The sequence below is a fragment of the Pseudomonas sp. AG1028 genome (assembly GCF_007993955.1).
In the GTDB taxonomy this organism is placed as follows: Bacteria; Pseudomonadota; Gammaproteobacteria; order Pseudomonadales; family Pseudomonadaceae; genus Aquipseudomonas; species Aquipseudomonas straminea.
Map to the genome: position 1 here is coordinate 328911 of NZ_VIVP01000006.1, position 24788 is coordinate 353698.

The following is a 24788-nucleotide window of genomic DNA, read 5'->3' on the forward strand; positions in this document are numbered from 1 at the left end:
AGATTCATTATGAGCACAAGGAGCAGTGATGAGAGTTGATAAGGACGATGCTCCTGATTATATAAGGCCACGCAAGAAACAAGGCCCATGGCGGGCGCTGGCAATCCTGGGTATTGGCTCTGCAATCTTTTGGGGCTTGGTCACAATATTTGCGAAACCCATCGTGATCGACGTAGCACAGCTCAAACAGGCTATCCGCTTTGGCGGTGAGCCCATATTCAGCCAACAGGCTGCACAGCCTCAGCAGCCACCAGCCGAAGCGCTACAAGGCAATGATCAAGACTGGATCAGATCCAGCCAAGCCCAACAGACCATCCAAGCCAACCGCGAGCTTGAAGAATGGTCACGCCAACGCGCCCAGGAAACACACGAACGACAAACGGTGTTCAACGATAATAACTACACGCCTAAGCAGCCTGTAAACACCTACAAGCCGGCACCTGCACCAATTCAACAGATCGCATCAGTTGAGCAGCCAAGACAACAGCAACGCACCGTGCAGCGTGAGCGTACTTCCAGATGGATCAAAAGCTGGAATGGCGGCACCAACTATCTGGCCGAGTGGATATCCGTTAACAACCACATCGACGGCACTACCGTATGTGCTAACCACAAGCGCGGTTCAATCGACTACCGCGAATGCCGCAAAGCTGCCAAACAACATTATCATGAAGAGTGCAGAGCATGGCGTGCTAGGTATAATAATGACCGGGAATACAGAAGCGACAAGCTACGAGACCGATATTGCGTTGCTTCTAGTAGTTTTAGCCCCATGTGAGACCATAGCATAGAAGATATACAGGCGGCGAGTATGGACTTATCAACCCTAAAGGTGATGAGGAAAGTTGTTCCAGGGACTGTTTTTGTATTTTTTAGTGTGCCTATTTATCAGGCGGCGATAGGCGAGGTAATTCCTTATAGCGAAGCATTGGAATTTCCTTTGGAAAGCTATGGGGCCGTGATTGCTTTTATTTTAGGGACACTTCTGTGTAGCTATAATTTTAGATCATTATTTATTCGCGGCTCACATGCGAAAATTGATAAGAATATAATTGTCAGGCTATATCGCATTGGGCGAGGTGGTAATCCCCCCTCTAACATTGTTGATGATGAAGCTCGCCGAAAATTAATGATGATTATGTTTTACAATATCATTGATGGCGATGAGAGCTTGAAGGAAAAGGGTAAGTTAGTGCGTGATAATGGTATCGTTTGGTCAACATGCGCTGATATAGTTTTATTAGGTTTGATTTTTAGTTGGCTATATTTCGTGTTAAGTGTCATAGCGTCAAATTGGTATCCTGATAGGCTTTCTGCGATGGCTGTTTCAGGGCTGTTGATAGGTTTTATTTCACTGTTTACAAGTGTATTGGTTTTTCCCAAGGTTCATAGTGAGCATCTACGGCTAAGCAATGAGCAGTTAAATGTAATAGAAAAGCTACACAGGGATAAGGTAGTGGAGTTGTTTGATAAAAATGGAATCTGACTTTAGAAGAAAATATGATAATGCTATTGAGGCAATTCGTGATTATTTTTGCGAAAACGAAATTCCCTGGATTGTAGGGTTTAGTGGAGGCAAAGATTCGTCTTTAGTAATAAAGCTGATTTTTTCCGCTTTAAAGGATTTGCCCCGTATTTATAAAAAGCCCATACATGTGTTTTATTGTGATACAGGGGTAGAAATACCTGTTTTAGACGGTTATATAAAAAAGACGTTAAGAGAAGTCAAGTCTGAAGGCATTAGAATAGGGCTTGATATTTCAGTGGATGCTATAAGGCCACTATTGAAAGACAGATACTTTGTGAAAGTATTGGGCAGAGGCTATCCACCTCCTAGCAATAAATTTCGATGGTGTACTGATAGGCTACGCATAGATCCCATTCAAAATGCTTTGAGGAAAGTAGTTGCTACGGGCGAATCGATAGTTGTGCTTGGTGCTCGGTATAATGAGAGCATTGAGAGAGATAGAATTCTGAGTAGAAACTCAAAAGGTAGACCGCATCTGTTTAAACAGTCTGGTCGCGACGCTACAACGCTTTTTTGCCCTATATCTGAGTTTGACACCGATGATGTTTGGCTAGGCCTTGCTGAAGGCTCTGATATCGAGTGTATAGATTTGTCGGTCATATCGAATCTTTACAAGTCGATATCTGGCGAGTGCCCGATCATTCGCCTGCCAAACACCAATCCATGCAGCAAGGGTAGGTTTGGTTGCTGGACATGTACTGTTATCAGGCAAGACAAGGCCACTACCAATCTTATTGCCAGTGGGTACGTTCAACTAGCACCCTTGCTTGAGTTCAGGAATTGGATGGTAGGTATACGAGATGATGTTAAGTTTAGATGTACGATAAGAAGAAATGGAATGCCCGGATTAGGTCCGTTCAGATTGAGCGCTAGAAAAGAGCTATACACCAAGCTGCTTGCCGCAGAGGCGCAAAGTGGTTTTAAGCTAATTTCTCCTGAAGAGGTTAATGAAATAAATAAGTTGTGGTTATTAGACGAGGAGAGTACTAACTACAAAGAGGATGTGGGAGGGCTTACGTAGGGTGGTGTCGAAAAAGTGTCGAAAACACTGTGCCGCACAGCGACGAATCGACACGCTGAGGTAACGCAAAATCACACATTGGCACGCACTGTGACGCACTGAAACCGCTCAAAAACGGGTTCGAATCCCTTCTTCACCGCCACTTTCGATTCAGCGCAAACTCCCGTCATTCCTAGCGAAGCGGGGGTTTTGTGTTTCTGGTGTTCGGATTTTTGGACCATTTTTAGGGGGGAACGCGCGCTTTGCATTCTGCGCCGCGTACCGCCGGCACTAAAGCCGATCCGCCATTAAGTGCTCCTGGGAACTTCTGGTAACCAATCACTTAGCCCGTTCGCGAACTATTCGTGGATGAGGGACTCAGTTCAGACCGCGCCTATAAATCCTTATGAGGGCGATCCAGCTGGAGTTCCGATGTTGCAATCCCTGTTTCTAAGCCCGGTTCGGCGCTTGTATGGCAAGTTGAGCGCTCGTCAACGCCGCGGTGCATTGGCCGCCTGTATGGCTGCGTCCGTCGTGACCTCCCTCGGCGTGTTCGTGCTACAGCCGCCCGAGATCGAAGACCTTTCCGAAGAACGCAGTGGGGAGCTGCCCAGTCTCCTGGCCCAGTGGCAGGAGGGCGATATCATCGTTCTGCTGCGCCATCTGGAGCGTTGCGACAAGGAAGATTATCCCTGCCTGGAAGGAACAGAGGGCATTACCTCCCGATCACTCCCTGTTGGTGGCTGGCTGGCTGATGGCTTCGGGCAGCTGGGCCTGACCAGAACCGACGTTTACAACAGTCCGCTTACCCGTACAGCTCAGACCGAGGAACTCGTCTTCAATGACCTCGGTGTCGACGAGGACTGGCTTTATAAATGTCGAGAATCGATGCTCGACAATGCGCTGCAGCACAAGGTGCCGGGCAAGAATATGGTTCTGGTCACCCACAGCAGCTGCATCTCCGCGTTTGAGAACTCTCTGGGCTATGACAGCGACATGCCGGAATACGGGACTGCACTTTTCTTCAGCAAATCCGAGGATTCCGACTCGCTGCAGGTAATCGGTTTTCTCGACGCCGATGACTGGAAGAGTGCATTGAATGATCAGGCTCAGCGCCAGCGAGGCTAAGCCCTCAGAGCAGTGAGGCCGTCGCTTGCATGGCAGGCGACGGCCTCGTCGTATTTTGCTGTTGCGGTTAATGGGCAATCGATCACGACTGCGTGGCTGAGCCGATTGTTCGAGCCCCTCTGCTCGTGTATCGTCCGCGGCCTTTGATGGGCGGCCTGCGCCCCTCAGGTTTCACCGTTTCAGCTCCCTCGCCTTACAAAATCAAAAACCAGAGCCGCCCCGGCTTTCGAGGTTTTTGGGTGTTGGCGTCCGTGTTTACGTGCGGCGTCTTTCCCTGAAACATTTCCCCACTCGGCCAACCATCGCTTGTCGTCGAGCGGCGTGGTGTGCGCAGCCTGTAACGGTCACAGCATTCTTTTTTCCGATGCGCTCAAGGGGCGGCATCGCTTCGAGGTTTTTATGTCGCAATTGCTTGGCATGGCGCTGGGGCCCTTGCTCGGTTTGTTCATCATCAGTATCGGCAACGGCTTCATTTCGTCGCTGACCACACTGCGCTTGGATGCGGCAGGCGTGTCGGCGACGGTGATCGGTATCGTGTCGGCTTCCTATTTCATCGGCCTGACCCTGGGAGCGCTGTTCAATGACCGGCTGATCCTGCGCATCGGCCATATCCGCGCCTACAGCAGTTTCGCCTCGCTGACGGCGGTGAGCGTACTGCTGCAGGGGCTGTTCTTCGACCCCTGGGCCTGGTTCGTCTTCCGGCTGATCGCCGGCTGGTCGATTCTCGGTGTGTTTCTCGTCGTCGAAAGCTGGATGCTTCTGGCGGGTGACCAGAAGGTGCGTGGTCGCCTGCTGGCGTTGTACATGATGGCGCTCTACGGCTCCGGCATGCTCGGCCAGTTGCAGCTCGGCGCCATCGATGCCTGGGGCGACACCGCGCCGTTCATGGTGGCCGGGCTGCTGGCGTCGTTGTCGGTGCTGCCCATGGGCATCATTCCGCGGGTTACGCCCTTGGTGGAGAAGGTCGAGCCGCTGCTGCCGCAGCAGTTGATCCGTATGACGCCGACCGGGGTGATTGGCTGCTTCGGGTCCGGTATCGCCATCGCTGCGGTCTATTCGCTGCTGCCGCTGTACCTGCAGCGCGTCGGCATGAGCGTCAGCGAGGTCGGGCAGATTATGGCCAGCGTGATTCTCGGCGCCATGCTGCTGCAGTACCCGGTGGGGCGTTGGTCCGATCAGCATGATCGGCAGAGTGTGCTGATCGTACTGAGCCTGTTCTGCCTGCTGATTTCCCTAGCGATCATGATTCTGCCGTCTTCGCCGCTGCTGCTCATGGTGCTGCTGTTCCTGCTCGGTGGTGGCGTGTTCGCCGTTTACCCGGTGGCAGTCAGCCACGCCGCTGACCGGGCGCCTGCTGGCGCGCTGGTGCGTATGGTGCAGGGGCTGCTGCTGATCAACTCTCTGGGCTCGGCGATCAGCCCGCTGATGATCTCGCCGCTGATGGAGCATGATGGCGACGCCGGCTTGTTCCTGGCCTTCAGTCTGCTCAATGGCTGCCTGGTGCTGTTGTTCTTCTGGCGCCGCAAGCTGCGCCCGGCGCCTCAGCCTGTGGCACCATTCGAGCCGGCGACGCCCGCCTCGATGGTGGGGGCAGAGCTGCGGGTGACCGAGGATCTGGTTCAGGGCGCGCTGGAGCACGAGCGCCAGGAAGATCTTTCCGATGTGGTGCCCGGCGTCGAAGTGGCCGAGCCGCTGGTCGATGCCAGCATGAACACGCGGCAGTGTGAGGGCGGGCTGCAGGCCTGAAGGGAAGGGCGTTATGAGGTGGGATATTTTCTGCCGTGTCGTCGACAACTACGGCGATATCGGCGTGACCTGGCGCCTGGCCCGGCAGCTGGTGGCCGAGCAGGGCGCTGCGGTGCGCCTCTGGGTCGATGATCTGGCGGCGCTGGCGCGTATCTGCCCGCAGGCCGATGCCGATTCCGATTGTCAGCTATTGAGCAGCGTCGAGGTGTGCCATTGGGCGCAGGCCTGGCAGGCGGTGGAGCCGGCGGATGTGGTGATCGAAGCCTTCGCCTGCGAGCTGCCCGCCGAGTATGTGGCGGCGATGGCGGCGCGCAAGGCGCCCGTACTCTGGTTGAACCTGGAGTACCTGAGCGCCGAGAGCTGGGTCGAAGGTTGCCACGGCCTGCCGTCGATGCAGGGTAATGGGCTGCAGAAGTTCTTCTTCTTTCCAGGCTTCAGCGCCGGCACGGGTGGGGTGCTGCGCGAAAGCGGGCTGCTCGCCGCTCGCGACCGGCTGCAGAGTGACGCCAGAGCCCGCACTGATTTTCTCGCGTCATTGGGTATCAGCCCGCTCACCGACGCGCGCCTGGTTTCCCTGTTCGCCTATGAGAATAGTGCCCTGGCCGGTTGGCTGGATGCCCTGGCTGGCGCTGACACACCGACCCATCTGCTGGTTCCGGAAGGACGCATCCTCGGCGATTTGCAGCGCTGGGCCGGTTCGCCGCTCATGTTTGGCGAGGTCATGCAGCGTGGCGCCTTGAGCATGCAGCTGCTGCCCTTCATGCAGCAGGATCAGTATGACGCGCTGCTCTGGTGCTGCGACCTCAACCTAGTGCGCGGCGAGGATTCTTTCGTGCGTGCGCAATGGGCGGGCCGACCGCTGGTCTGGCATATCTACCCACAGCAGGAAGAGGCGCACTGGGAAAAGCTCGAGGCCTTCATGGCACTGTATTGCCAGGGGCTTTCGAGCGAGGCCGAGGCCGCCCTGCGCCTCGTATGGCGGGCGTGGAATGCGGGCGAAGGCATGGCGCCGGCCTGGGCTGCCTGGCTGGAGCGCGCCGATGAGTTGGCCGCCCATGCCCAAGTCTGGGCCAGGCGCCAGGCGGTATATGCAGATCTTGCCGCGGCGCTGGTGCAGTTTTATCGAAATTGGCTATGATACGCGGCCTCGAATTTTGTAAATCCATTCAGATCCGGATATTCGTATGAAAACCGCACAAGAAATGAAGCCTAACAGCGTGGCCCTGATCGACGGCCAGCCATGGCTGATCCAGAAGGCCGAGTTCACCAAGTCCGGTCGTAACAGCGCTATCGTCAAGATGAAGCTGAAGAACCTGATCAACGGCTCCAAGACCGAAACTGTCTACAAAGCCGATGACAAGATGGAGCCGGTGATCCTTGAGCGCAAGGAAGTGAACCTGTCCTACATCAGCGGCGACGACTACGTGTTCATGGATCCGGAGTACAACTCCTACGAGCTGCGCGCCGAGGACCTGGAAAGCGTTCTGCCGTTCATCGAAGAAGGCATGAACGACGTCTGCGAAGCCGTGTTCTTCGAAGGCAAGGTTATCTCCGTCGACCTGCCGACCACTATCGTGCGTCAGCTGGCCTACACCGAAGGCTCCGCCCGTGGCGACACCTCCGGCAAGGTGATGAAGCCTGCCAAGTTGAACAACGGTACCGAAGTGAAGGTTGCCGACTTCTGCGAAATCGGCGACTGGATCGAAATCGATACCCGCACCGGCGAGTACAAGTCCCGCGCCAAAGCGCCGGCCTGATTCAGCGCTGCGCTGTACAGAAAACCCGGCCTGGCGCCGGGTTTTTTATGCGCTGCGATCAGCGCTTTGTAGGGGAGGGGATCAAGCGATTACTCGTCACGGCCATCCATCATGGTGCGTTTGAGCATCACATAGACGGCCCCCGTGCCCCCGTGCTTGGCCACACAGGAGGCAAAGCCCAGTACCTGCGGATGCTGGCGCAGCCAGGTGTTCACGTGGCTTTTGATCATCGGCTTGCGGCCATCGGTGCGTACTGCCTTGCCGTGGGTCACCCGCACACAGCGGATTTCCAGCTTGGTGGCTTCGGCGAGAAACTCCCAGAGTGTGTCGCGGGCCTTTTCCACGCTCATGCCGTGCAGGTCGAGGCTGCCGTCGAAGGGAATCTGGCCCAGCTTGAGCTTGCGCATCTGGCCGTCCTGTACGCCGTTTCCGGCCCAGAACAGCGCGTCTTCGGCGCCGACGTCGATGACGAACTGATCGGACAGGCCGTCGACCTTGATGGTGTCGGTACGCTGGGTGGCAGCCTGGCGCAAGGTGGCCAGTCGCGCGCGGTCGCTCTTCGGTTTGCCGGTGTCTGCACGGTCGTGCTTGATCGGCTTCACGTCTTGCAGCTGGGCTTTGAACAGGGAAAGGTCGTCGTCTTGCATGGGGCCTCCGCAGGGGCGCCCAGTTTACCAAGCGGCGCAGGGTGGGTCAGTCGCGTTTCTTCATCAGGTGGGGTGACATGGCCAGGTCAGCCCTGCGCTGGCGCATGCGGCGTCGGGCTTTGCGCCAGCCCAGTACGCCACCCCAGAGAAGCACCACTCCGAGCACCAGCAGTACGCTGGCGTCGGTGGTCGAGTCATTGAGGTTGCCCAGAGCCGGCGGGCGACCCAGCAGGGTCGACGCGCCCGCCATCAGCAGCAGAATGCCCAATACCGCAAACAGCGCCGTCAGCGCAGCGGCAAAACGCAGTCGCCAGCTGAACGAGCGTCGCGGGCGGAGGCTGGCACTGAAACCGTCTGTTTGCTTCATGCGCTGATTCCTTGAGGGATCTTCTCGCTATGACTGGCAGTGTAGTAGCGGGTTCCAACCGATAAAGCACCTGAATGCTCAGAGTAAAGCGTTGGCGTCCGGCACCCAGGCGGCAAAGTTGTCGGCCAGGGCGATCATCTCCACACGGTGCATCTCGGCGGCGCTGATCACCTTGCCATCTGGCGTGGGCAAGTCGCGGGTCGCACAGGCGGCGTCGACCACGGTGCAGCGATAACCGTAATCCTTGGTGGCGCGGATGGTGGTGCTGATGCTCGAGTGAGTCATGAAACCGCAGACGATCAGGTCCAGGTGGCCGAGGGACTGCAGCTTCTCGTGCAGTTCGGTGCCGGAAAAGGCGTTCGGCATGCGCTTTTCGACGACGATCTCGCCTGGCAGCGGCGCCACTTCCGGCAGGTGATCACCCCGAGGGCCGCGCGGGTCGAGCAGACCACCGGGTATGCCCAGGTGCTTGATGTGCACGATTGCGCCGCCCTGAGCACGTACGGCGTCGAGCAGCTTGGCGATCTCGACCAGCGCGGCATCGAGGCCGGGCAGTTGCACCACGCCGCTGCGATATTCCTCCTGAGCATCGATGACCAGCAGGGTCGCATTGCTCAGGTTGGCGGGGGCGTGGCCACGGCCGGTGAGCTGATAGAACGTTTGCGGGTGGGACGACATGTACGACTCCTTGCTGGCGCGGTTAACGGTGCATATTGTCCGCCTCTATGACGCCGCTGTGAACCTCTCTGTTGGCTGTATTGCTGCCTGGCAGCGCAGCGCTGGCAGCAGAATCGTTTCAGCAAGCCGGCACTTTTGAACGCCCAGCGGGCTGCCAATCCTTTGCAGGGCGCTGGAATGCTGGGGCTGGCCTGCTAGACTAACGGCTTTTGCCCGGAGCCCTGTCGTGACCGATGCCCACCCAGCCCTGAAAACCCGCCTGCGCACCCTGCGCGACTACATCCGCTGGGCGGTGAGCCGTTTTCAGGCCGAAGAGCTGTTCTTCGGGCACGGCACCGACAATGCGTGGGACGAAGCCCGTCAGCTGGTGCTCGGCGCGCTGCACCTACCCTGGGAAATCGCCGACGGTTACCTGGACTGCCGCCTCGAGGACGACGAGCATCTGCATTTGCAGACCCTGCTCAAGCGCCGCATCGAAGATCGCGTGCCCACCGCCTATCTGCTGGGCGAAGCGTGGTTCTGCGGTTTGCCGTTCATCGTCGACGAGCGCGTGCTGGTGCCGCGTTCACCGATTGGTGAGCTGATCGAGCAGCGCTTCAGCCCCTGGCTGGCCGGCGAACCCGCGCGGATTCTCGATCTGTGCACCGGCTCCGGGTGCATCGGTATCGCTTGCGCCTACGAATTCCTCGAAGCCGAAGTGGTGCTTGGTGATCTGTCCTTCGAGGCGCTGGAAGTGGCCAATCGCAATATCGAGCGTCATGGTCTCGAGGAGCGCGTCTATACCGTGCAAGGCGATGGCTTCGCCGGGCTGCCTGGGCAGCGCTTCGACCTGATCGTCTCCAACCCGCCGTATGTCGATGCCGAGGATTTCGCCGACATGCCGGCCGAATATCAGCACGAGCCGGAAATGGGCCTGGCCTGCGGCGACGATGGCCTGGACCTGGTGCGGCGGATGCTCGCCGAGGCTGCCGATCACCTGACCGAAAAAGGCTTGCTGATCGTCGAGGTGGGCAACAGCCAGGTGCACGTCGAAGCACTTTACCCGGAAGTGGATTTCGCCTGGCTGGACTTCGCCCGCGGCGGCCACGGCGTGTTCATGCTCTCGGCCGAGCAGTGCCGCGAGCACCAGGCGCTGTTTCGCGAACGCTGTTGAGGCGATGCTCTCGATCGGCCAGCTTGAAAAAAGTCGCCTGGCCGGACGCTGAATACTGGCCTTTGCGATTTCGTGGGAGGGGCTTTAGCCCCAAGCTCTTAACACCTAGCTGGCAAAATCGAGGCTAAAGCCTCTCCCACAAAGCCCTGCTCAGCGTCCACTTATGCCATTGCCGCGATCAAACAGCCAGGCGACAGGCTGCGGGCGGGCGCTACCCACAAGTCTGCTATCAGGCCTCACGCCCGCCGCGGCGCAGCAAATAACTGTCCATGATCCAGCCGTTGGCTTCGCGTGCTGCTGCGCGGGTCGTGGCGATCTGCTCGGCCACTTCCACCAGCTTGCCGGCGATCAGGATCTCGTCCGGCGTGCCGACGTAGGCGCCCCAGTAGATGTGCAGGTCTTCGTCGATTACCTGGCGATAGCTGTCCTGGGCGTCGAGCATCACCACCACGCTGTCCACGCCTTGGGGCCAGCCCTCGCGCAGTCGACGCCCAGTGGTGATCTGCACGGCGCGGCCGATTTGGTTGAGGGGAATGCGGTGGCGTGCGGTGAGGGCCTGCACGCTGGTAATGCCGGGGATCACTTCGTAGGCGAGGGGCCGGCCGCCAGCGATCACGCCATCGAGAATGCGGATGGTGCTGTCGTACAGCGACGGATCGCCCCAGACCAGAAAGGCGCCGGTTTCGCCCTCTTGCAGCTGGCCGAGCAACTGCTCGAACACCACCTGCTTGTCGCGGTTGAGGCTGTCGATGCTGGCGTCATAGTTTGACACGTCTCGCTCGCGCTCCGGGTTGGTGGCCTCCAGAACGCGGTACTGGCGGCCCGGCGCGATATAGCGATCGAGGATCAGGCGGCGCAGGGCGATCAGCTTGTCCTTGGCCTCGCCCTTATCGAGGATGAAGAACACGTCGGCGCGGTTGAGGGCCTTGATCGCCTGGGTGGTCAGATAGTCAGGGTCACCGGCGCCGATACCGATGATCAGGATGTCGTTCATGCTGCACGTCTCGTTCTTGCGATGGCGCGCAGCATATCAGTTCGTCATCACGACAGACCGTAGCCTGCTGCTGAGCGAAGCGATGCGCAGGGGCGGTGTCTCGGCAGGCTGCACATCCCTGACCTGGATATCGCTTCGCTCAACGCCAGACTACTGATGGTTAGCCAGCCGCCAGGCGCAGGACATTTTCCGCCTCTTCCTCCGGCTCGGCGACACCAGCCAGGAACTCATCGCCCCAACGGCGGATGTCGTTGTAGCTGACGATATCGAACAGCTCGCGCAGCCGAGCCCGGGCTTCGGCCTTGGGCATGTTCAGCGCCAGGTAGCAGGTTTGCGCCAGGTCGGCGGTGTCGTGAGGGTTGGTCAGCAGGGCGCCCTTGAGTTCGGCGGCGGCACCGGCGAATTCCGATAGCGCCAGCACGCCCTGGCCGTCGGTCAGCCCCTGAGTGGCGATGAATTCCTTGGCCACCAGGTTGAGGCCGTCGCGCAGCGGGGTGATCCACATCACGTCGGCCATGGCGTACCAGGCCACCACCTCGTCGAACGGGAAACTGCGGAAGAAGAACTGCACGGGCGTCCAGCCGACCCGTGCGAAGCGGCCGTTGATGCGCCCAACCGCCTGTTCGATCTGCGATTGCAGTTCGTCGTAGATGGTCATCTCGCGCGCTGCCGGTACGCAGATGCTGACCAGGGTGATCTTCTTGTGCAGCTCCGGATTGTCGGCCAGCAGGCGCTCGTAGGCCTGCAGCTTCTCCAGAATGCCCTTGGTGTAATCCAGGCGCTCGACCGACAGGATCAGCTTGATGCCGCTCAGCTCCTCGCGCAGGTTGGCCATCTGCTCGCGGGTCTTGTCCTGGGCCAGGGCGTTGCGCACCCGTTCGATATCCAGGCCGACCGGATGGGCGCCGAGCTTGACCACCCGGCTGCCGGTGTCCACCGCGGTGGTCATGCGCTCCAAACCAACGGCGCAACCATAGGTGACGAAGCGCGGCGCGCAGTTCTGCCGGCTGACGGTCTGCAGCGGCGTGACGCCACGAGCCACGTCGACGAAGTTCTCCACCTGGCGCGGGATATGAAAACCGATGTAGTCGCACTGCAGCAGGCTGCCGATGATCTGCCGGCGCCACGGCAGCACGTTGAACACGTCGGCCGAAGGGAAGTAGGTGTGGTGAAAGAAGGCGATGCGCAGGTCCGGGCGAAGCTCGCGCAGGTAGCCGGGCACCATCCACAGGTTGTAGTCGTGCAGCCACACCACGGCGCCTTCCGCGGCTTCCTTGGCGGTACGCTCGGCGAAGGCGCGGTTGACCTTGAGAAATACCTGCCAGTCGTCCTCGTCGAAGCGTGCCCGCTCCCAGAAGGTGTGCAGCGTCGGCCAGAAGGCTTCCTTGGAGAAGCGCTTGTAGAAGATGTCGACCTCCTGCTTGCTCAGCGCCACCCGGGCAGCGGTGAGCTTCGGGTAGCGCTCGGCATCCACGGTGGTGTGGGTTTCGAACGGCTCGTCGCCGCCTTCGTCGACGGCCCAGGCGACCCATGAACCCGGGCGAGAGTCGCCGAAGAAACTCATCAGGGTCGGGATGATGCCGTTGGGGGACGTGGGGCGACGGCGCTGCACCTTGCCGTCCGCGCCGCGGTGCTCCTCGTAGGGCAGACGGTGATAGACCATCACCAGCTCGGCGCGACCCGGCTTGGTGGCGGTGCGTTTTTCCGCGGCGATGCCGTGCTCGCCAAGAAAGCCGAAATGCACGAAGGCCTGCAGAATGCCGCCGCAGCCCGGACGGTCCGCCTGCAGGATCCACGACTGATGCTCGGTGGCCTTGATCAGGTTGGGCTCGGATTCGCCCACGCAAACGCCCTTGTAGGTGCCGTCGAGCATGTTCAGGTCATTCAGGGTGTCGCCGCAGGCCAGCACCTCGCCGTCATCGAGCCCCAGCCACTCGACCAGCGCCTTGAGGCTGGTGCCCTTGTTGACGCCCTTGGGCAGAAAGTCGAGGTAGCGATCCGCGGAATACAGCAGATCGCAACCTAGGGTTTCTGCGACCTGGGCCAGGGCTGGATCGGCGGCCTGTTCGGGCGTGCAGAAGTACGAGCAGCGGCGCGCCTGAGGCACGTCCTGGCGTTCCAGGCCGAAGCCCTCCAGTGCCTGGGCGACCTGGCTTTCGCCGGGCCAGCGGGCGTCGACCTGGCCCTGTAGCTGCTGGATCGGTTGCAGGCTGTCGCCATGCACGAAGGTGGCGCCGACGTCGGCGATGATGAAGTCCGGTTGCGGCAGGGTGGGGTCGGCGAGCAGCGGCAGGACCGCTTCGAGGCTGCGCCCGGTGACGTAGGCCAGCTGGATTTCCGGGTGGGCGGCGATGGTCTGGTAGAGGCTCAGGCGATCCTCGGGATCACCGGCGAGAAAGGTTCCATCGAGATCGGTAGCAAGTAGCATGGGCTGTCTCCCTGTCAAAACGCCGGCATCGACCGGCGAGCAAAACGGGCACCTTGGTGGCGCCTCTGTTATGTAGGCGTGCGTGTGCCTACGACGAAGTGGTGACGGGCTCCCGCTCGTCACCGGTGTGATCGTTGTCCGAATCGATGTCATCCGCAGACGGCGGGGCAGCGGGCATCAGCTCCAGCACGGTGTGGCTGGTGCGCAGCATCGGCACGAAGTGCGCCTGTTCACCGGCGACCAGGTCGCTGACATGACGTAGGCGATAGAAGGTGTAGGCCGCCAGCAAGCCCAGGGTGGTGGCGAAGTAAAGCGGCAATGCCGCCGCGCCGCTGTATTGCATGAGCAGGCCGGCGAGCAGCGGGCCACATACCGAGCCGATGCCGTTGACCATCAGCAGGCTGCTGGAGCCGGAAAGGATTTCGTCGCTGTGCAATTGGTCGATCAACTGCGCCACGGCGATGGGGTAGATGGCGAACGACAGCCCGCCGAACAGGAACATCAATCCCAGCAACGGGCGGCCAGCGGGCAGCAGGCTCATCACCAACGCGACGATGACCGCTGCGCTGACCACCCAGAACAGCACCCAGCGCCGGTCGTGGGTATCGGAGAAGCGCCCGATCGGCCATTGCAGCAGCGCGCCACCGAGAATGGTCGCGCTCATCATCAGGCCGACCCCGGCGGCGTCGAAGCCGTTGAGGCTGGCATACACCGGCGCCATCCCCCAGAACGCACCCAGTGCCAGGCCGGAAAGGCCGGCCGCGGCGATCGACAGCGGCGCGATGCCGACGATGGCGCGCAGGTTGGTGTGCAGGGTATCGGGCACGTTGGGTTGCGCCTGGCGGGTCAGGGTGATGGGCATCAGGGCCGCGCTGATCAGCATCGCCGCCAGGGCGAACAGCAGGAAGTCAGCCGGATCGGCCAGGTTCAGCAATTGCTGGGCGGCCGCCAGGGCGCCGAGGTTGACCGCCATGTACACGGCGAACATCTGCCCGCGCTTGTCGTTGGGAACCTGGGCGTTGAGCCAGCTCTCAATGACCATGTACAGGCTGACCAACGCCAGGCCGTAGAGCACCCGCAAGCCGAGCCAGACCCAGGGGTCGACGATCAGCACGTGGAGCAGGGCGGTGATGGCGGCCAGGGCGGCGCAGAACGAGAAGGCACGGATATGCCCAACGCGACGCACCAGCGGAATCGCCAGCCAGGTGCCGAGCAGGAAACCGACGAAGTACCCGGACATGATCAGGCCGAGCATCCCGGTGGAGTAGCCTTCGGCGACGCCACGCAGAGTCAGTAGGGTGTTGAGCAGGCCGTTGCCGAGGAGGAGTAACGCGACCCCACCCAGCAACGAGCTGATAGGGGCAATCAAGGACCACATGGCGAACAACCCTAGGGAACTATGCCGGTGATGGCAAGCAGGAAGCGCGCCAGTGATCTCTGAGGTTGTTTTCTATCTATATGATATTTAAGGTTTATTTTTACCGACGAACGGTCTTCCGATTTTTCGGAGCAGTGAAAGGCACCAGCCCGGTGCGTACGCGAGCGAATTTTTCCCGTTTGCGGGGCACCTCACTTGCGCCCATCGGCCACTTTTGCCAGTTCGTCGGTGCGTGCTGCCATGACGAAATCGTTGCGGTGCAGGCCCTTGATCGAATGGCTCCACCAGGTGACGGTGACCTTGCCCCATTCGGTGAGCAGCGACGGGTGATGGTTCTCGCGCTCGGCGATCTCGCCCACTGCGTTGGTGAAGGCCAGCGCATGCTTGAAGGTGCGAAAGGCGTAGGCGCGTTCGAGCTGCATCACGCCGTCGCGAACCTCGATGTTCCAGTCCGGGATTTCCTTGATCAGCTGTGCCAGTTCGGCCTCGCTGACTTTGGGCGCATCGGCGCTGCAGGCTTCGCAGGTGGCTTTGGACAGTGCGGTCATGGGGTTTCCTCGAATTCACAGGTGGTAGATGAGCTTCTGGCGGCGGCGCCTCGCCCGGGCTTGGCTGGCGCAGAAGTGCCGACGCGCAGCAGATCGTGAGCAGGTTATCAGGCCGCCTTGGGCGGAAATTTCGGTGCGTGCAGGCCCAATGCCATGGCCTGGTGCACCAGGCTCATGATGTCCTGTTGCGCCAGGGCGAACAGCCGTTGCAGGTCCGGCAGCACGAAGTACAGCGGTTGCAGGATGTCGATACGATAGGGGGTGCGCATCGCCTCCACGGGGTCGAACGGCTGATGCTCGGGCTCGTCGGATAGACAATACACCGCTTCTCTGGGCGAGGAGAGAATGCCGCCGCCGTAGATGCGTCGGCCGGCCGGGGTATCGACCAGGCCGAACTCGATGGTCATCCAGTACAGGCGTGCCAGGAATACCCGTTCCTGCGGGCTGGCGGCCAGCCCCAGGCGGCCATAGGTATGGGTGAACTCGGCGAACCAGGAGTTGGTCAGCAGCGGGCAGTGGCCGAAGATCTCGTGAAAGATGTCCGGCTCCTGCAGGTAGTCCAGATCAGCCTCGGTGCGGATGAAGGTGGCCACCGGAAACTGCTTGTTGGCGAGCAGCTCGAAGAAGCGCTGAAAGGGAATCAGCGCCGGCACCTGGGCGACCTGCCAGCCGGTGGCGGCCTGCAGCACGCGGTTGATGTCCGGCAATTGAGGAATCCGGTCATGGGGCAGGGCGAGCTTGTCGATGCCGTCCAGGTAATCCTGGCAGGCGCTGGGCTTGATCACCTTGAGTTGGCGCTCGATGAGCGTCTGCCAGGTGCGGTGCTCGACCTCGCTGTAGTCAATGAAGCCGTTCGCGTCAGGCTGCCTGGCAACGTACTGGCTGGCTTTCATCTTGGCGATCTCCCTGCACATCCGTTCTGATCGTGGCTGGCCTGAGCATGCCCCATGCACGCGCGCCTTGCGCGGCTGCGCGCGACCGACGAGTGAGGGCGGATGGCGGTTTTCGTAAAGAAAGCATTACGTCACGCGGGAAAGCCTGTTCCTGGCTCGGTGGCTTCCTCTAGACTGGCAAGAAACCTTGACGAAAATAACAAGAGCGGCCGTCATGCGTATCAAGATCCATTGCCAGAACCGTGTGGGCATCCTGCGCGACATCCTCGAACTGCTGGTCGACTACGGCATCAACGTCGCCCGTGGTGAGGTCGGTGGCGAGCAGGGCAACGCCATCTACCTGCATTGCCCCAACCTGATCAACCTGCAATTCCAGGCCCTGCGCGCCAAGTTCGAGGCCATCACCGGCGTGTTCGGCGTCAAGCGCGTGGGGCTGATGCCCAGCGAGCGCAGGCACCTGGAACTCAATGCTCTGCTCGGCGCCCTGGAATTTCCGGTGCTGTCCATCGACATGGGCGGCAGCATCGTCGCCGCCAACCGGGCCGCGGCAGCGCTGCTCGGCGTGCGGGTGGACGAAGTGCCGGGCATCGCGCTGTCGCGCTACGTCGAGGATTTCGATTTGCCGGAGCTGGTGCGTGCCAATCGCTCGCGCATCAACGGGCTGCGGGTGAAAGTCTGCGGCGATGTGTTTCTCGCCGACATCGCGCCGTTGCAGAGCGAACACGACGACAGCGAAGCCATGGCCGGCGCGGTGTTGACCCTGCACCGTGCCGACCGCGTTGGCGAGCGAATCTATCAGGTGCGCAAGCAGGAGCTGCGCGGCTTCGACAGCATCTTCCAGAGCTCCAGGGTGATGGCCGCCGTGGTGCGCGAGGCGCGACGCATGGCGCCGCTGGACGCACCGCTGCTGATCGAAGGTGAAACCGGCACCGGCAAGGAGCTGCTGGCCCGGGCCTGCCACCTGGCCAGCCCCCGCGGCCAGTCGCCATTTATGGCCCTGAATTGCGCGGGCTTGCCGGAGTCGATGGCCGAGACCGAGCTGTTCGGCTACGGCCCTGGCGCCTTCGAGGGCGCCCGCGCCGAAGGCAAGCTGGGTCTGCTGGAGCTGACCGCAGGCGGCACGCTGTTTCTCGATGGCGTCGGCGAGATGAGTCCGCGCCTGCAGGCCAAGCTGCTGCGCTTTTTGCAGGATGGCTGCTTTCGGCGGGTCGGCAGTGACGAGGAGGTGTACCTGGATGTGCGGGTGACCTGCGCCACCCAGGTCGACCTTTCCGAGCTGTGCGCTCGCGGCGAATTCCGCGAAGACCTTTACCACCGTCTCAATGTATTGAGCCTGCACATCCCGCCGCTGCGTGAATGCCTGGATGGCCTGCAGCCCCTGGCCGAGCATTTTCTCGACCGTGCCAGCCGACAGATCGGCTGCCCGCTACCGGGCCTGGCGCCCGCCGCGCTGGACAAGCTCGGTCGTTACCATTGGCCGGGCAATGTCAGGCAGCTGGAGAACGTGCTGTTCCAGGCGGTGTCGCTGTGCGACGGCGCGGTGGTGAAGCCCGAGCACGTTCGCCTGCCGGGCTACGGCGCGGCGCAGCCGCTGGGCGACTTCTCGCTGGAAGGCGGGCTGGACGCCATCGTCGGGCGTTTCGAGAAAGCCGTGCTGGAACGCCTGCACGGCGAATTCCCGAGCAGCCGCCTGCTCGGCAAGCGTCTGGGCGTGTCCCACACCACCATCGCCAACAAGCTGCGCGAACATAGGGTGGGCAAGGAGTAGAAAGAAACGAGCCCGGGGGCCGGGCTCTTGTGGCGGGCTTCAGCGAGCGCTGACGGGCCGCGCACGGGGGCCGGGCAGAATGCCGTTGACCGCATTGCTGCTCAGCAGGCGCGAGCTGGTGATGCCGGCGATCTCATGGCCGCGATCGTTCAGGCTGTTCATCACCTGATTGACCAGGGCGGTGATCAGGATCCCCGCCAGGCCGCCGCCGCTGTTCTGCTGTTGCTCTGCCGTGCTGGCCCGGGCCACGCCTTTCCACAGTTCCTTGCCGGTTCGCAGGTCGACCAGAGTGGCGCTGGCGGCCACCGCCACCTCGCTGCTGATCACCTTGTAGCTGCTGCCGTACTCGGTCACGTCGATGTACAGCACGGTGTCGGCACCGAAGATCTCGTAGAGCTTCTGCGGCGGGACTTCGCGGATTTCCTCGGCGTTGGCCATGCCGTTCTGCTTGAAGGTCTCGTTGACCACCGCCACCGGCAGCACGTAATAGCCGGCTTCGCTCAGGGGTGCGGTGATCAGCGAATACAGGCTGTAGGTGGCCTTGATGTCCGGCGATTTGTTGACCGGCGGCAGCACCAGGATCGACGCCGGGCTGCTTTCCTTGAAGGCGCTGTAGTCGTAGGGCTGCTGGGTGGCGCAACCGGCCAGCAGGGCGATGGCGGCCAGGGCCGCAAGTGTTCTGAGAGAGGTCAGTAGAGGCATGTCGGTCACTTGGCCATATTGCGCATCAGAAAGTCCATGTACTGCGCGGACTCGGGGAACAGGGCTTTCTCGGTTTCGAATTGCTGGCGCACCTGATCGGGCTTGCCGATCTCCGCGTACAGCATGCCGAGGTGGGCGTGAAAGCCCGGCGGCAGGGTGCGGTCGGCGGCGCGCGCCTTCTGGGCGCTGGCTTCCAGTGCGGCGATCTGCTCCTCGGTGCCGGTGGTGTTCTCGAAGCGCTGGTAGACCTGCTGTTGGTAGCCCTCCCAGTAGTAGAGCGATTTGGGTTGTTGCGCGCAGCCGCCCAGCAGGGCGGTGGCCAGTACGGTGGTAAGCAGAAGTGCGGATTTCATCGTTCGCTCCTCGCTCACTTGACCGGGCGCCAGGCGCCGCTGTCGACGCCGCTGACCAGTTTGTTGACGGCCTCGCGAATCGCCAGGTCGAGGACCTTGCCGTTGAGCGTGGAGTCGTAGCTGGCGGTGCCGCCGAAGCCGATGATCTCGCGGTTCGACAGTGCGTATTCGCCGGCGCCCTGGCTGGAGTACACCACTTCGGAGGTGGCGACATCGACGATGTTGAGGTTCACCTTGGCGTAGGCGATCTGCTGTTTACCGCGGCCGAGGATGCCGAACAGCTGGTGGTCGCCGACTTCCTTGCGGCCGAACTCGGTCACGTCACCGGTGACCACGAAGTTGGCGCCCTTGATCTGCTGAGCCTGCTTGGAGAAGCCCGACTCCTGCTGCAGCTCGCTGAGGTTGTCGCGATCGAGCACGTTGAAGCGGTTGGACTGCTGCAGGTGGGTGATCAGGATGGTCTTGGCCTGCCCGCCAAGGCGGTCGACGCTGTCGCTGAAAATGCCGCGCAGGTAGCTGGAGCGGTTGTCGAACTTGCCGACGGCGATCGGGCTGCGCGGGCCGTTGTACTGGCTGCTGGCGGTGTTGACCTTGGCGACTTCCAGCGTGCGCGAGCTTTCGGTGGCGCAGCCGGCGAGCAGTACGAGCATGCCTGCGAGGCCAGCGGTAATGATCTTTTTCATACGAATCTCGTTTGCAAAGTGGGCAGGGCGAGCCTGAGCGGGCAGGAATCAGCCGGGCACTTTCACGAGGTATGACGCATGGGGTGGCTTAGCGCGGGCAGACGCTGACCCTGGACGGGTGCGGGGTGCTTCCTGCGGCGAGGATTCTAATGATCGCCAAGGCGTTTTGCCAGCAATGCGGTTCGCCGGTGTGATGCGCTTCGCTTCGTGGTGCTTCTTAGCGCCTGTTCACGATCTTTCTTGGCAAGGGTATGGGCAACTGGACATCCAGTGACCTTGTGGGAGTGGCTTTAGCCGCGAGCTCTTTTACGCCTAGGACAGGCAAATCGAGACTAAAGCCTCTCCCACAAAAGCTCTGCTCACCGGCCATTATCGCCGCGTTGCAGTCAAATAGTTAAAGCCCGGCATAAAGATCGTGAACGCTTAGCGCGATCAACTGGCCGCGTTTTCCGGCAGCAAGGTGGCGATCAACGCCCGCACGCTGCCCGGCAGAGCTTCGAGGTCGCGTACCAGCATGCTGCGTTCGCGCACGGCCCAGGGCTCGTCGAGTTCGATGGTGTGCAGTTTCATGGTGCGACGATGTCGGCTAGCGGCGGACTCGGGGATGATGCCGATGCCGACGTTGGCTTCGACCATGCGGCAGATGGCTTCGAAGCTGGACATCTGGATGCGCAGCGACAGGGTGCCGCCCAGGGTCTCGACATGCTCGCGCAAAAAGGTCAGCAGGGTGCTGCCGTCGTGCAGGCCGATGTGTTGGTACTGCAGGGTATCGCGCAGGCTGACGCGTTCGCGGCCGGCCAGCGGGTGGCCGTCCGGCACCACCAGCACCAGGCGGTCGGTGCTGAAGTGCAGCACCTGCAGGCCGGCCGCTTCCACCGGGCCGGCGATGATGCCCAGGTCGGCGCCACCATCGAGCACGCCACGCACGATATCGCGGCTCAGGCGCTCCTGCAGGTCCACCGTCACGCCGGGGCGCTCGGCAAGGAAGCCAGCCAGCACTTCGGGCAGGAATTCGGTCACCGCTGTGGTGTTTGCGAAGATGCGGATATGCCCGGCCGAATCACTGCCGTATTCGGTGAACTCGCTTTTCAGGTAATCGACCTGGCGCATGATCAGTCGCGCGTGCTGCAGCAGGCGCTGGCCGGCTGGCGTCAGCTCCACGCCGCGGCTGTCGCGGTACAGCAGGCGAGTATCCAGCTGGCCTTCCAGCGCCTTGATGCGCGCGCTGGCCGCCGCTGGCGACAGGGAAGCACGGCGTGCGCCCTGGGTCAGGCTTGGCGATTCGGCGATATGGATGAAGAGGCGCAAATCCGGCAGGTCGAAGTGCATGGCGGCTCTGAGGCAAGTTGGAAAATGGCGTTCAGCATAGCCGAACGCCGGCTTAAATAAATGCGGATTCTCGGAACGTTCATCGGATTGCATGCTGCCTGCACTCCAAGAACAAGCCGGGATTGACCATGAGTGACTCTGCCTTCGCCGCCTGGATCGGCCGCACCGAAGAAGCCCACGATCAACTGAGCCGCAACCTGGTCAAGCGCATCGCCGCGACCTTGGGCGAGAACACCCCCGCCCATGGCGAGGCGCTGCCGCCGCTCTGGCATTGGGCATTCTTCCAGGAGCCCATCGCCGAGGGCGGCCTGGGCGGCGACGGGCACCCGGCACGCGGCGGCTTCCTGCCACCGGCTGACAACCGCAATCGCATGTGGGCCGGTGGGCGCGTCGAGTTCATCGCGCCCCTGCGGGTCGGCGGCGAGGCCACCCGGGTCTCGACCATCAAGCACATCGAGGAAAAGCACGGGCGCACCGGCGCGCTGCTGTTCGTCACCGTGCAGCACGACTACCTGCAGGACGGCGAACTGGCGATCCGCGAGGAGCAGGACATCGTCTACCGCGAGCCGAGCCCACCCAAGGGCGGCGCTGGCGAAGCGCTGCCAGCCGGTGACTGGCGAGAGGGCGTGGTGCCGAGCCCGACGCTGCTGTTTCGCTACAGCGCGGTGACCTTCAACGGCCATCGCATCCATTACGACTGGCCCTATGTCACCGAAACCGAAGGTTACGCCGGCCTGGTGGTGCATGGCCCGCTGATCGCCACCCTCAACCTGCGCGCGTTCTGCCGCGCCCAGCCCCAGGCGCGGCTGCGCCGTTTCGCCTACCGCGGCCTGCGCCCGCTGGTTGCGCCCGAACCCTTCGAGGTGGCCGGGCGAATCGATGAGCCGGGCAGGGCGCAGTTGTGGGCGGGTAATGCCGCGGGCATGGCCCAGCAGGCCGAAGTGCAATTCGAATGATTGAGCCGAGGGTGGATCACGCTTCACCGATCCACCGCTATCGGCCGCGAAAACAAAAGAATCGAGGAATCGAGATGACCCCGGAACAGAGCGAAGAGCTGAATTTCATCCGTGAAGGCGTACGTGGCCTGTGCGCCGAATTCCCGGCCGAATACTGGCGCAAGATCGACGAGGAGAAGGGCTTTCCCGAGGCCTTCGTCAGCGCCATGACCGAAGCCGGCTGGCTGTCGGCGATGATCCCGGAAGAATACGGCGGCTCCGGCCTGGGCCTGGCCGAGGCGTCGGTAATCCTCGAGGAAGTGAACCGCTGCGGCGGCAACTCCGGCACCATCCACGGGCAGATGTACAACATGTTCACCCTGCTGCGTAACGGCAGCGACGCGCAGAAAAGCTACTACCTGCCCAAGCTGGCCAGCGGCGAGCTGCGCCTGCAGTCCATGGGCGTGACCGAGCCCACTACCGGCACCGACACCACCAAGATCAAGACCACCGCCGTGCGCCAGGGCGACAAGTACGTGATCAACGGCCAGAAGGTGTGGATCTCGCGCATCCAGCACTCCGACCTGATGATCCTGCTGGCGCGCACCACGCCGCTGGCCGAGGTGAAGAAGAAATCCGAGGGCATGTCGATCTTCCTGGTCGACCTGCGCGAGGCCATCGGCCGCGGCCTGACCGTGCAGCCGATCGCCAACATGGTCAACCACGAAACCAACGAGCTGTTCTTCGACAACCTGGAAATTCCCGCCAGCAGCCTGATCGGCGAAGAGGGCAAGGGCTTTCGCTACATCCTCGATGGCCTCAACGCCGAGCGTACGCTGATCGCTGCCGAATGCATCGGCGATGGTCGCTGGTTCATCGAGAAGGCCAGTGCCTATGCCCGTGATCGCGTGGTGTTCGGCCGCCCGATCGGTCAGAACCAGGGCGTGCAATTTCCCATCGCCAAGGCCCACATCGAAGTGGAGGCCGCCGACCTGATGCGCTGGCGCGCCTGCGAGCAATACGACCGCGGCGAGAACGCCGGGGCCAGCGCCAACATGGCCAAGTACCTGGCGGCGGAAGCCTCCTGGGCGGCGGCCAACGCCTGCCTGCAGACCCACGGCGGCTTCGGCTTCGCCAACGAATACGACGTCGAGCGCAAGTTCCGCGAGACCCGCCTGTACCAGGTGGCGCCGATCTCCACCAACCTGATCATGTCCTACGTGGCCGAGCATCTGCTCAAACTGCCGCGCAGCTTTTGAGGAGCCTACTTATGAACTGCTGCGCGTCGGCCATGCCGCGTTGTAACCGGGCTCGGAATGCTCATTTACAACTCGTAAACTCCGCTTCCTCGCCCGCTTACGCCTTGCCTGGCTCTAGCTCGCGAGCTCATAAGCAGACTCCTGGGAGCGGCTTATGAGCACTAATACTCAACAGCTCGCCAAATTCCTCGCCGAGCTGCGTTACGGCGATCTACCTGACTACGTACTGGATCGCACCGAAGACCTGTTCCTCGACTGGCTTGGCTCGGCCCTGGCCAGCGAAGGCGCGCGGCCGATTCCGCTGTTCGAAGCCTATGCGCATAAGATGGGCCCGGCCGATGGCCCGGCGCGCATTCTGGTCAACGGGCGCGGCACCTCGGCGTACTTCGCCGCCCTGGTCAACGGTGCGTCGTCGCACCTGGTGGAGCAGGACGACCTGCACAACAGCTCGGTGCTGCACCCGGCCACCGTGGTCTTTCCGGCGGCCCTGGCGGCAGCGCAGGATCTCGGCAAATCCGGCCGCGAGCTGCTGCTGGCCTCGGTGGCCGGCTACGAGGCGGGCATCCGCATCGGCGAATTCCTTGGCCGCTCGCATTACCGCATCTTCCACACCACGGCGACGGTCGGCACCCTGGCCGCCGCCGTGGCCGTGGGCAAGTTGCTGAACTTCGACCAGAAGCAGTTCGTGCATCTGCTCGGCAATGCCGCCACCCAGGCCGCCGGGCTGTGGGAGTTCCTGCGCGACGCCGCCGACTCCAAGCAACTGCACACCGCCAAGGCCGCCGCCGATGGCCTGCTGGCCGCGTACTTCACCGCCCAGGGCCTGACCGGTGCGCAGAACATTCTCGAGGGCGAGCAGGGCATGGCCGCCGGCATGTCCAGTGATGCCAAGCCTGGCAAGCTGTCGGATCGCCTCGGCAGCCGCTGGGCGCTGGTCGAGACCTCATTCAAGTTCCACGCCTCCTGCCGGCATACCCATCCGGCCGCCGATGCGCTGCTCGATCTCATGCAGCGCGAAGGCCTGCGCCATGGCGATATCGCCAAGGTCATCACCCATGTGCATCAGGGCGCCATCGACGTGCTCGGGCGTGTGGTGGTGCCGCAGACCGTGCACCAGGCCAAGTTCTCCATGGGCACCGTGCTCGGCCTGATCGCCGTGCATGGCAAGGCGCAGCTCACCGAGTTCGCCAACTTGGCGCTGAGCGATGCGGACGTCGCCGCGTTTCGCGACAAGGTCAGCATGCGTCTCGACCCCGAAGTGGACGGCGCCTATCCGGCGCGCTGGCTGGGGCGCGTCGAGGTGGTCACCACCGATGGTCGCACCCTGCATGGCGCCATCGACGAGCCCAAGGGCGATCCGGGCAACACCCTCAGCCGCACCGAGCTGGAAGACAAGTTCCGCCGCCTGCTGGCCTTTGCCGGCAAACGTGGCAGCGATGAGGCGGGCGAGCTGATCGCCAGGGTCTGGCGCCTGCGCGAGACCGACGACCTGAGCAACCTGGCCTGACCGAGGA

At 61.8% G+C, this 24788-nt stretch carries 25 protein-coding genes; 13 read left to right on the plus strand and 12 right to left on the minus strand.

All coding sequences use genetic code 11. The annotated features are described in order from the left end of the window. Positions 1-28: 28 nt before the first annotated feature. The 7 genes from FB481_RS12420 (at position 29) to efp (ending at position 7159) form a co-directional block, all read left to right on the plus strand. Positions 29-778, plus strand: coding sequence for a hypothetical protein (locus tag FB481_RS12420; RefSeq protein WP_147176576.1), 750 nt, complete (start codon positions 29-31; stop codon positions 776-778). A gap of 33 nt (positions 779-811) precedes the next feature. Then, complete coding sequence (locus tag FB481_RS12425) at positions 812-1486, plus strand: hypothetical protein (protein ID WP_147176577.1); 675 nt, start codon at positions 812-814, stop codon at positions 1484-1486. Continuing rightward, on the plus strand, positions 1476-2549 hold the full coding sequence (locus FB481_RS12430) for a phosphoadenosine phosphosulfate reductase family protein (RefSeq protein ID WP_147176578.1): 1074 nt from the start codon (positions 1476-1478) through the stop codon (positions 2547-2549). The genes FB481_RS12425 and FB481_RS12430 overlap by 11 nt, the downstream gene beginning before the upstream one ends. 411 nt (positions 2550-2960) lie before the next feature. After that, positions 2961-3656 carry a histidine phosphatase family protein gene (locus FB481_RS12435; RefSeq protein WP_147176579.1) on the plus strand — a complete coding sequence of 232 codons (696 nt, stop codon included), beginning with the start codon at positions 2961-2963 and terminating at the stop codon, positions 3654-3656. A 399-nt stretch (positions 3657-4055) separates the two neighbouring features. Then, complete coding sequence (locus tag FB481_RS12440) at positions 4056-5402, plus strand: MFS transporter (RefSeq protein WP_147176580.1); 1347 nt, start codon at positions 4056-4058, stop codon at positions 5400-5402. Between the two features lie 13 nt (positions 5403-5415). Then, positions 5416-6540: an elongation factor P maturation arginine rhamnosyltransferase EarP gene (gene earP / locus FB481_RS12445; RefSeq protein ID WP_147176581.1), complete on the plus strand. Its 1125-nt coding sequence runs from the start codon at positions 5416-5418 to the stop codon at positions 6538-6540. 46 nt (positions 6541-6586) lie between these two features. Next, positions 6587-7159, plus strand: a complete 573-nt coding sequence (efp, locus tag FB481_RS12450; RefSeq protein ID WP_013791768.1) for an elongation factor P — start codon at positions 6587-6589, stop codon at positions 7157-7159. 89 nt (positions 7160-7248) lie between these two features. Here the strand turns inward: efp and FB481_RS12455 are convergent, their stop codons facing one another. The 3 genes from FB481_RS12455 to FB481_RS12465 form a co-directional block, all read right to left on the minus strand. Then, on the minus strand, positions 7249-7806 hold the full coding sequence (locus tag FB481_RS12455; protein WP_147176582.1) for a Smr/MutS family protein: 558 nt from the start codon (positions 7804-7806) through the stop codon (positions 7249-7251). A 46-nt stretch (positions 7807-7852) separates the two neighbouring features. After that, positions 7853-8173, minus strand: coding sequence for a hypothetical protein (locus FB481_RS12460; protein WP_027910554.1), 321 nt, complete (start codon positions 8171-8173; stop codon positions 7853-7855). A gap of 78 nt (positions 8174-8251) precedes the next feature. After that, complete coding sequence (locus FB481_RS12465) at positions 8252-8851, minus strand: cysteine hydrolase family protein (protein ID WP_073265086.1); 600 nt, start codon at positions 8849-8851, stop codon at positions 8252-8254. Here FB481_RS12465 and FB481_RS23195 point away from each other — a divergent pair. Together FB481_RS23195 and prmB are read left to right on the plus strand one after the other, a co-directional pair. Beyond that, entirely contained in the window at positions 8850-8990 is a 141-nt protein-coding gene (locus FB481_RS23195; protein WP_178109874.1) for a hypothetical protein, read from the plus strand. The genes FB481_RS12465 and FB481_RS23195 overlap by 2 nt on opposite strands. Positions 8991-9098: 108 nt before the next feature. Next, on the plus strand, positions 9099-10004 hold the full coding sequence (gene prmB, locus FB481_RS12470) for a 50S ribosomal protein L3 N(5)-glutamine methyltransferase (protein WP_147176621.1): 906 nt from the start codon (positions 9099-9101) through the stop codon (positions 10002-10004). 229 nt (positions 10005-10233) lie between these two features. Here prmB and cobF read toward each other — a convergent pair whose 3' ends face one another. From cobF to phhA, 5 genes are all read right to left on the minus strand, one after another. Beyond that, positions 10234-10998 (minus strand): precorrin-6A synthase (deacetylating), encoded by a 765-nt coding sequence (gene cobF / locus FB481_RS12475; protein WP_093501329.1) that lies wholly within the window; start codon positions 10996-10998, stop codon positions 10234-10236. Between the two features lie 160 nt (positions 10999-11158). Continuing rightward, positions 11159-13426 (minus strand): glucosylglycerol-phosphate synthase, encoded by a 2268-nt coding sequence (ggpS, locus tag FB481_RS12480; protein WP_093501327.1) that lies wholly within the window; start codon positions 13424-13426, stop codon positions 11159-11161. A gap of 88 nt (positions 13427-13514) precedes the next feature. Beyond that, on the minus strand, positions 13515-14804 hold the full coding sequence (locus FB481_RS12485) for an MFS transporter (protein WP_147176583.1): 1290 nt from the start codon (positions 14802-14804) through the stop codon (positions 13515-13517). A 191-nt stretch (positions 14805-14995) separates the two neighbouring features. After that, complete coding sequence (locus tag FB481_RS12490; protein ID WP_147176584.1) at positions 14996-15352, minus strand: 4a-hydroxytetrahydrobiopterin dehydratase; 357 nt, start codon at positions 15350-15352, stop codon at positions 14996-14998. A gap of 107 nt (positions 15353-15459) precedes the next feature. After that, positions 15460-16266: a phenylalanine 4-monooxygenase gene (gene phhA / locus FB481_RS12495; protein ID WP_256662745.1), complete on the minus strand. Its 807-nt coding sequence runs from the start codon at positions 16264-16266 to the stop codon at positions 15460-15462. 193 nt (positions 16267-16459) lie between these two features. Here phhA and FB481_RS12500 point away from each other — a divergent pair, with 193 nt between their 5' ends. Then, positions 16460-18013 carry a sigma-54-dependent transcriptional regulator gene (locus tag FB481_RS12500; protein ID WP_093501321.1) on the plus strand — a complete coding sequence of 518 codons (1554 nt, stop codon included), beginning with the start codon at positions 16460-16462 and terminating at the stop codon, positions 18011-18013. A 39-nt stretch (positions 18014-18052) separates the two neighbouring features. On the opposite strand, the gene FB481_RS12505 is transcribed toward FB481_RS12500, so the two are convergent. The 4 genes from FB481_RS12505 to FB481_RS12520 form a co-directional block, all read right to left on the minus strand. Beyond that, positions 18053-18715: a DUF799 domain-containing protein gene (locus tag FB481_RS12505; RefSeq protein WP_093502488.1), complete on the minus strand. Its 663-nt coding sequence runs from the start codon at positions 18713-18715 to the stop codon at positions 18053-18055. Between the two features lie 5 nt (positions 18716-18720). Beyond that, positions 18721-19068 (minus strand): DUF4810 domain-containing protein, encoded by a 348-nt coding sequence (locus tag FB481_RS12510; RefSeq protein WP_093501319.1) that lies wholly within the window; start codon positions 19066-19068, stop codon positions 18721-18723. A 14-nt stretch (positions 19069-19082) separates the two neighbouring features. Further along, positions 19083-19751 (minus strand): CsgG/HfaB family protein, encoded by a 669-nt coding sequence (locus FB481_RS12515; protein WP_147176585.1) that lies wholly within the window; start codon positions 19749-19751, stop codon positions 19083-19085. A gap of 432 nt (positions 19752-20183) precedes the next feature. Then, on the minus strand, positions 20184-21080 hold the full coding sequence (locus FB481_RS12520) for a LysR substrate-binding domain-containing protein (RefSeq protein WP_147176586.1): 897 nt from the start codon (positions 21078-21080) through the stop codon (positions 20184-20186). Between the two features lie 128 nt (positions 21081-21208). Between FB481_RS12520 and FB481_RS12525 the strand changes: the two genes are divergently transcribed. The 3 genes from FB481_RS12525 to FB481_RS12535 all read left to right on the plus strand — a co-directional run bounded on the left by FB481_RS12525 (position 21209) and on the right by FB481_RS12535 (position 24781). Further along, positions 21209-22036, plus strand: a complete 828-nt coding sequence (locus tag FB481_RS12525; RefSeq protein ID WP_147176587.1) for a MaoC family dehydratase N-terminal domain-containing protein — start codon at positions 21209-21211, stop codon at positions 22034-22036. 74 nt (positions 22037-22110) lie between these two features. Continuing rightward, positions 22111-23274, plus strand: a complete 1164-nt coding sequence (locus tag FB481_RS12530) for an acyl-CoA dehydrogenase family protein (RefSeq protein WP_147176588.1) — start codon at positions 22111-22113, stop codon at positions 23272-23274. 154 nt (positions 23275-23428) lie between these two features. Continuing rightward, a complete protein-coding gene (locus tag FB481_RS12535) occupies positions 23429-24781 on the plus strand; it encodes an MmgE/PrpD family protein (RefSeq protein WP_147176589.1) in 1353 nt (450 codons plus the stop codon). Positions 24782-24788 lie beyond the last annotated feature (7 nt).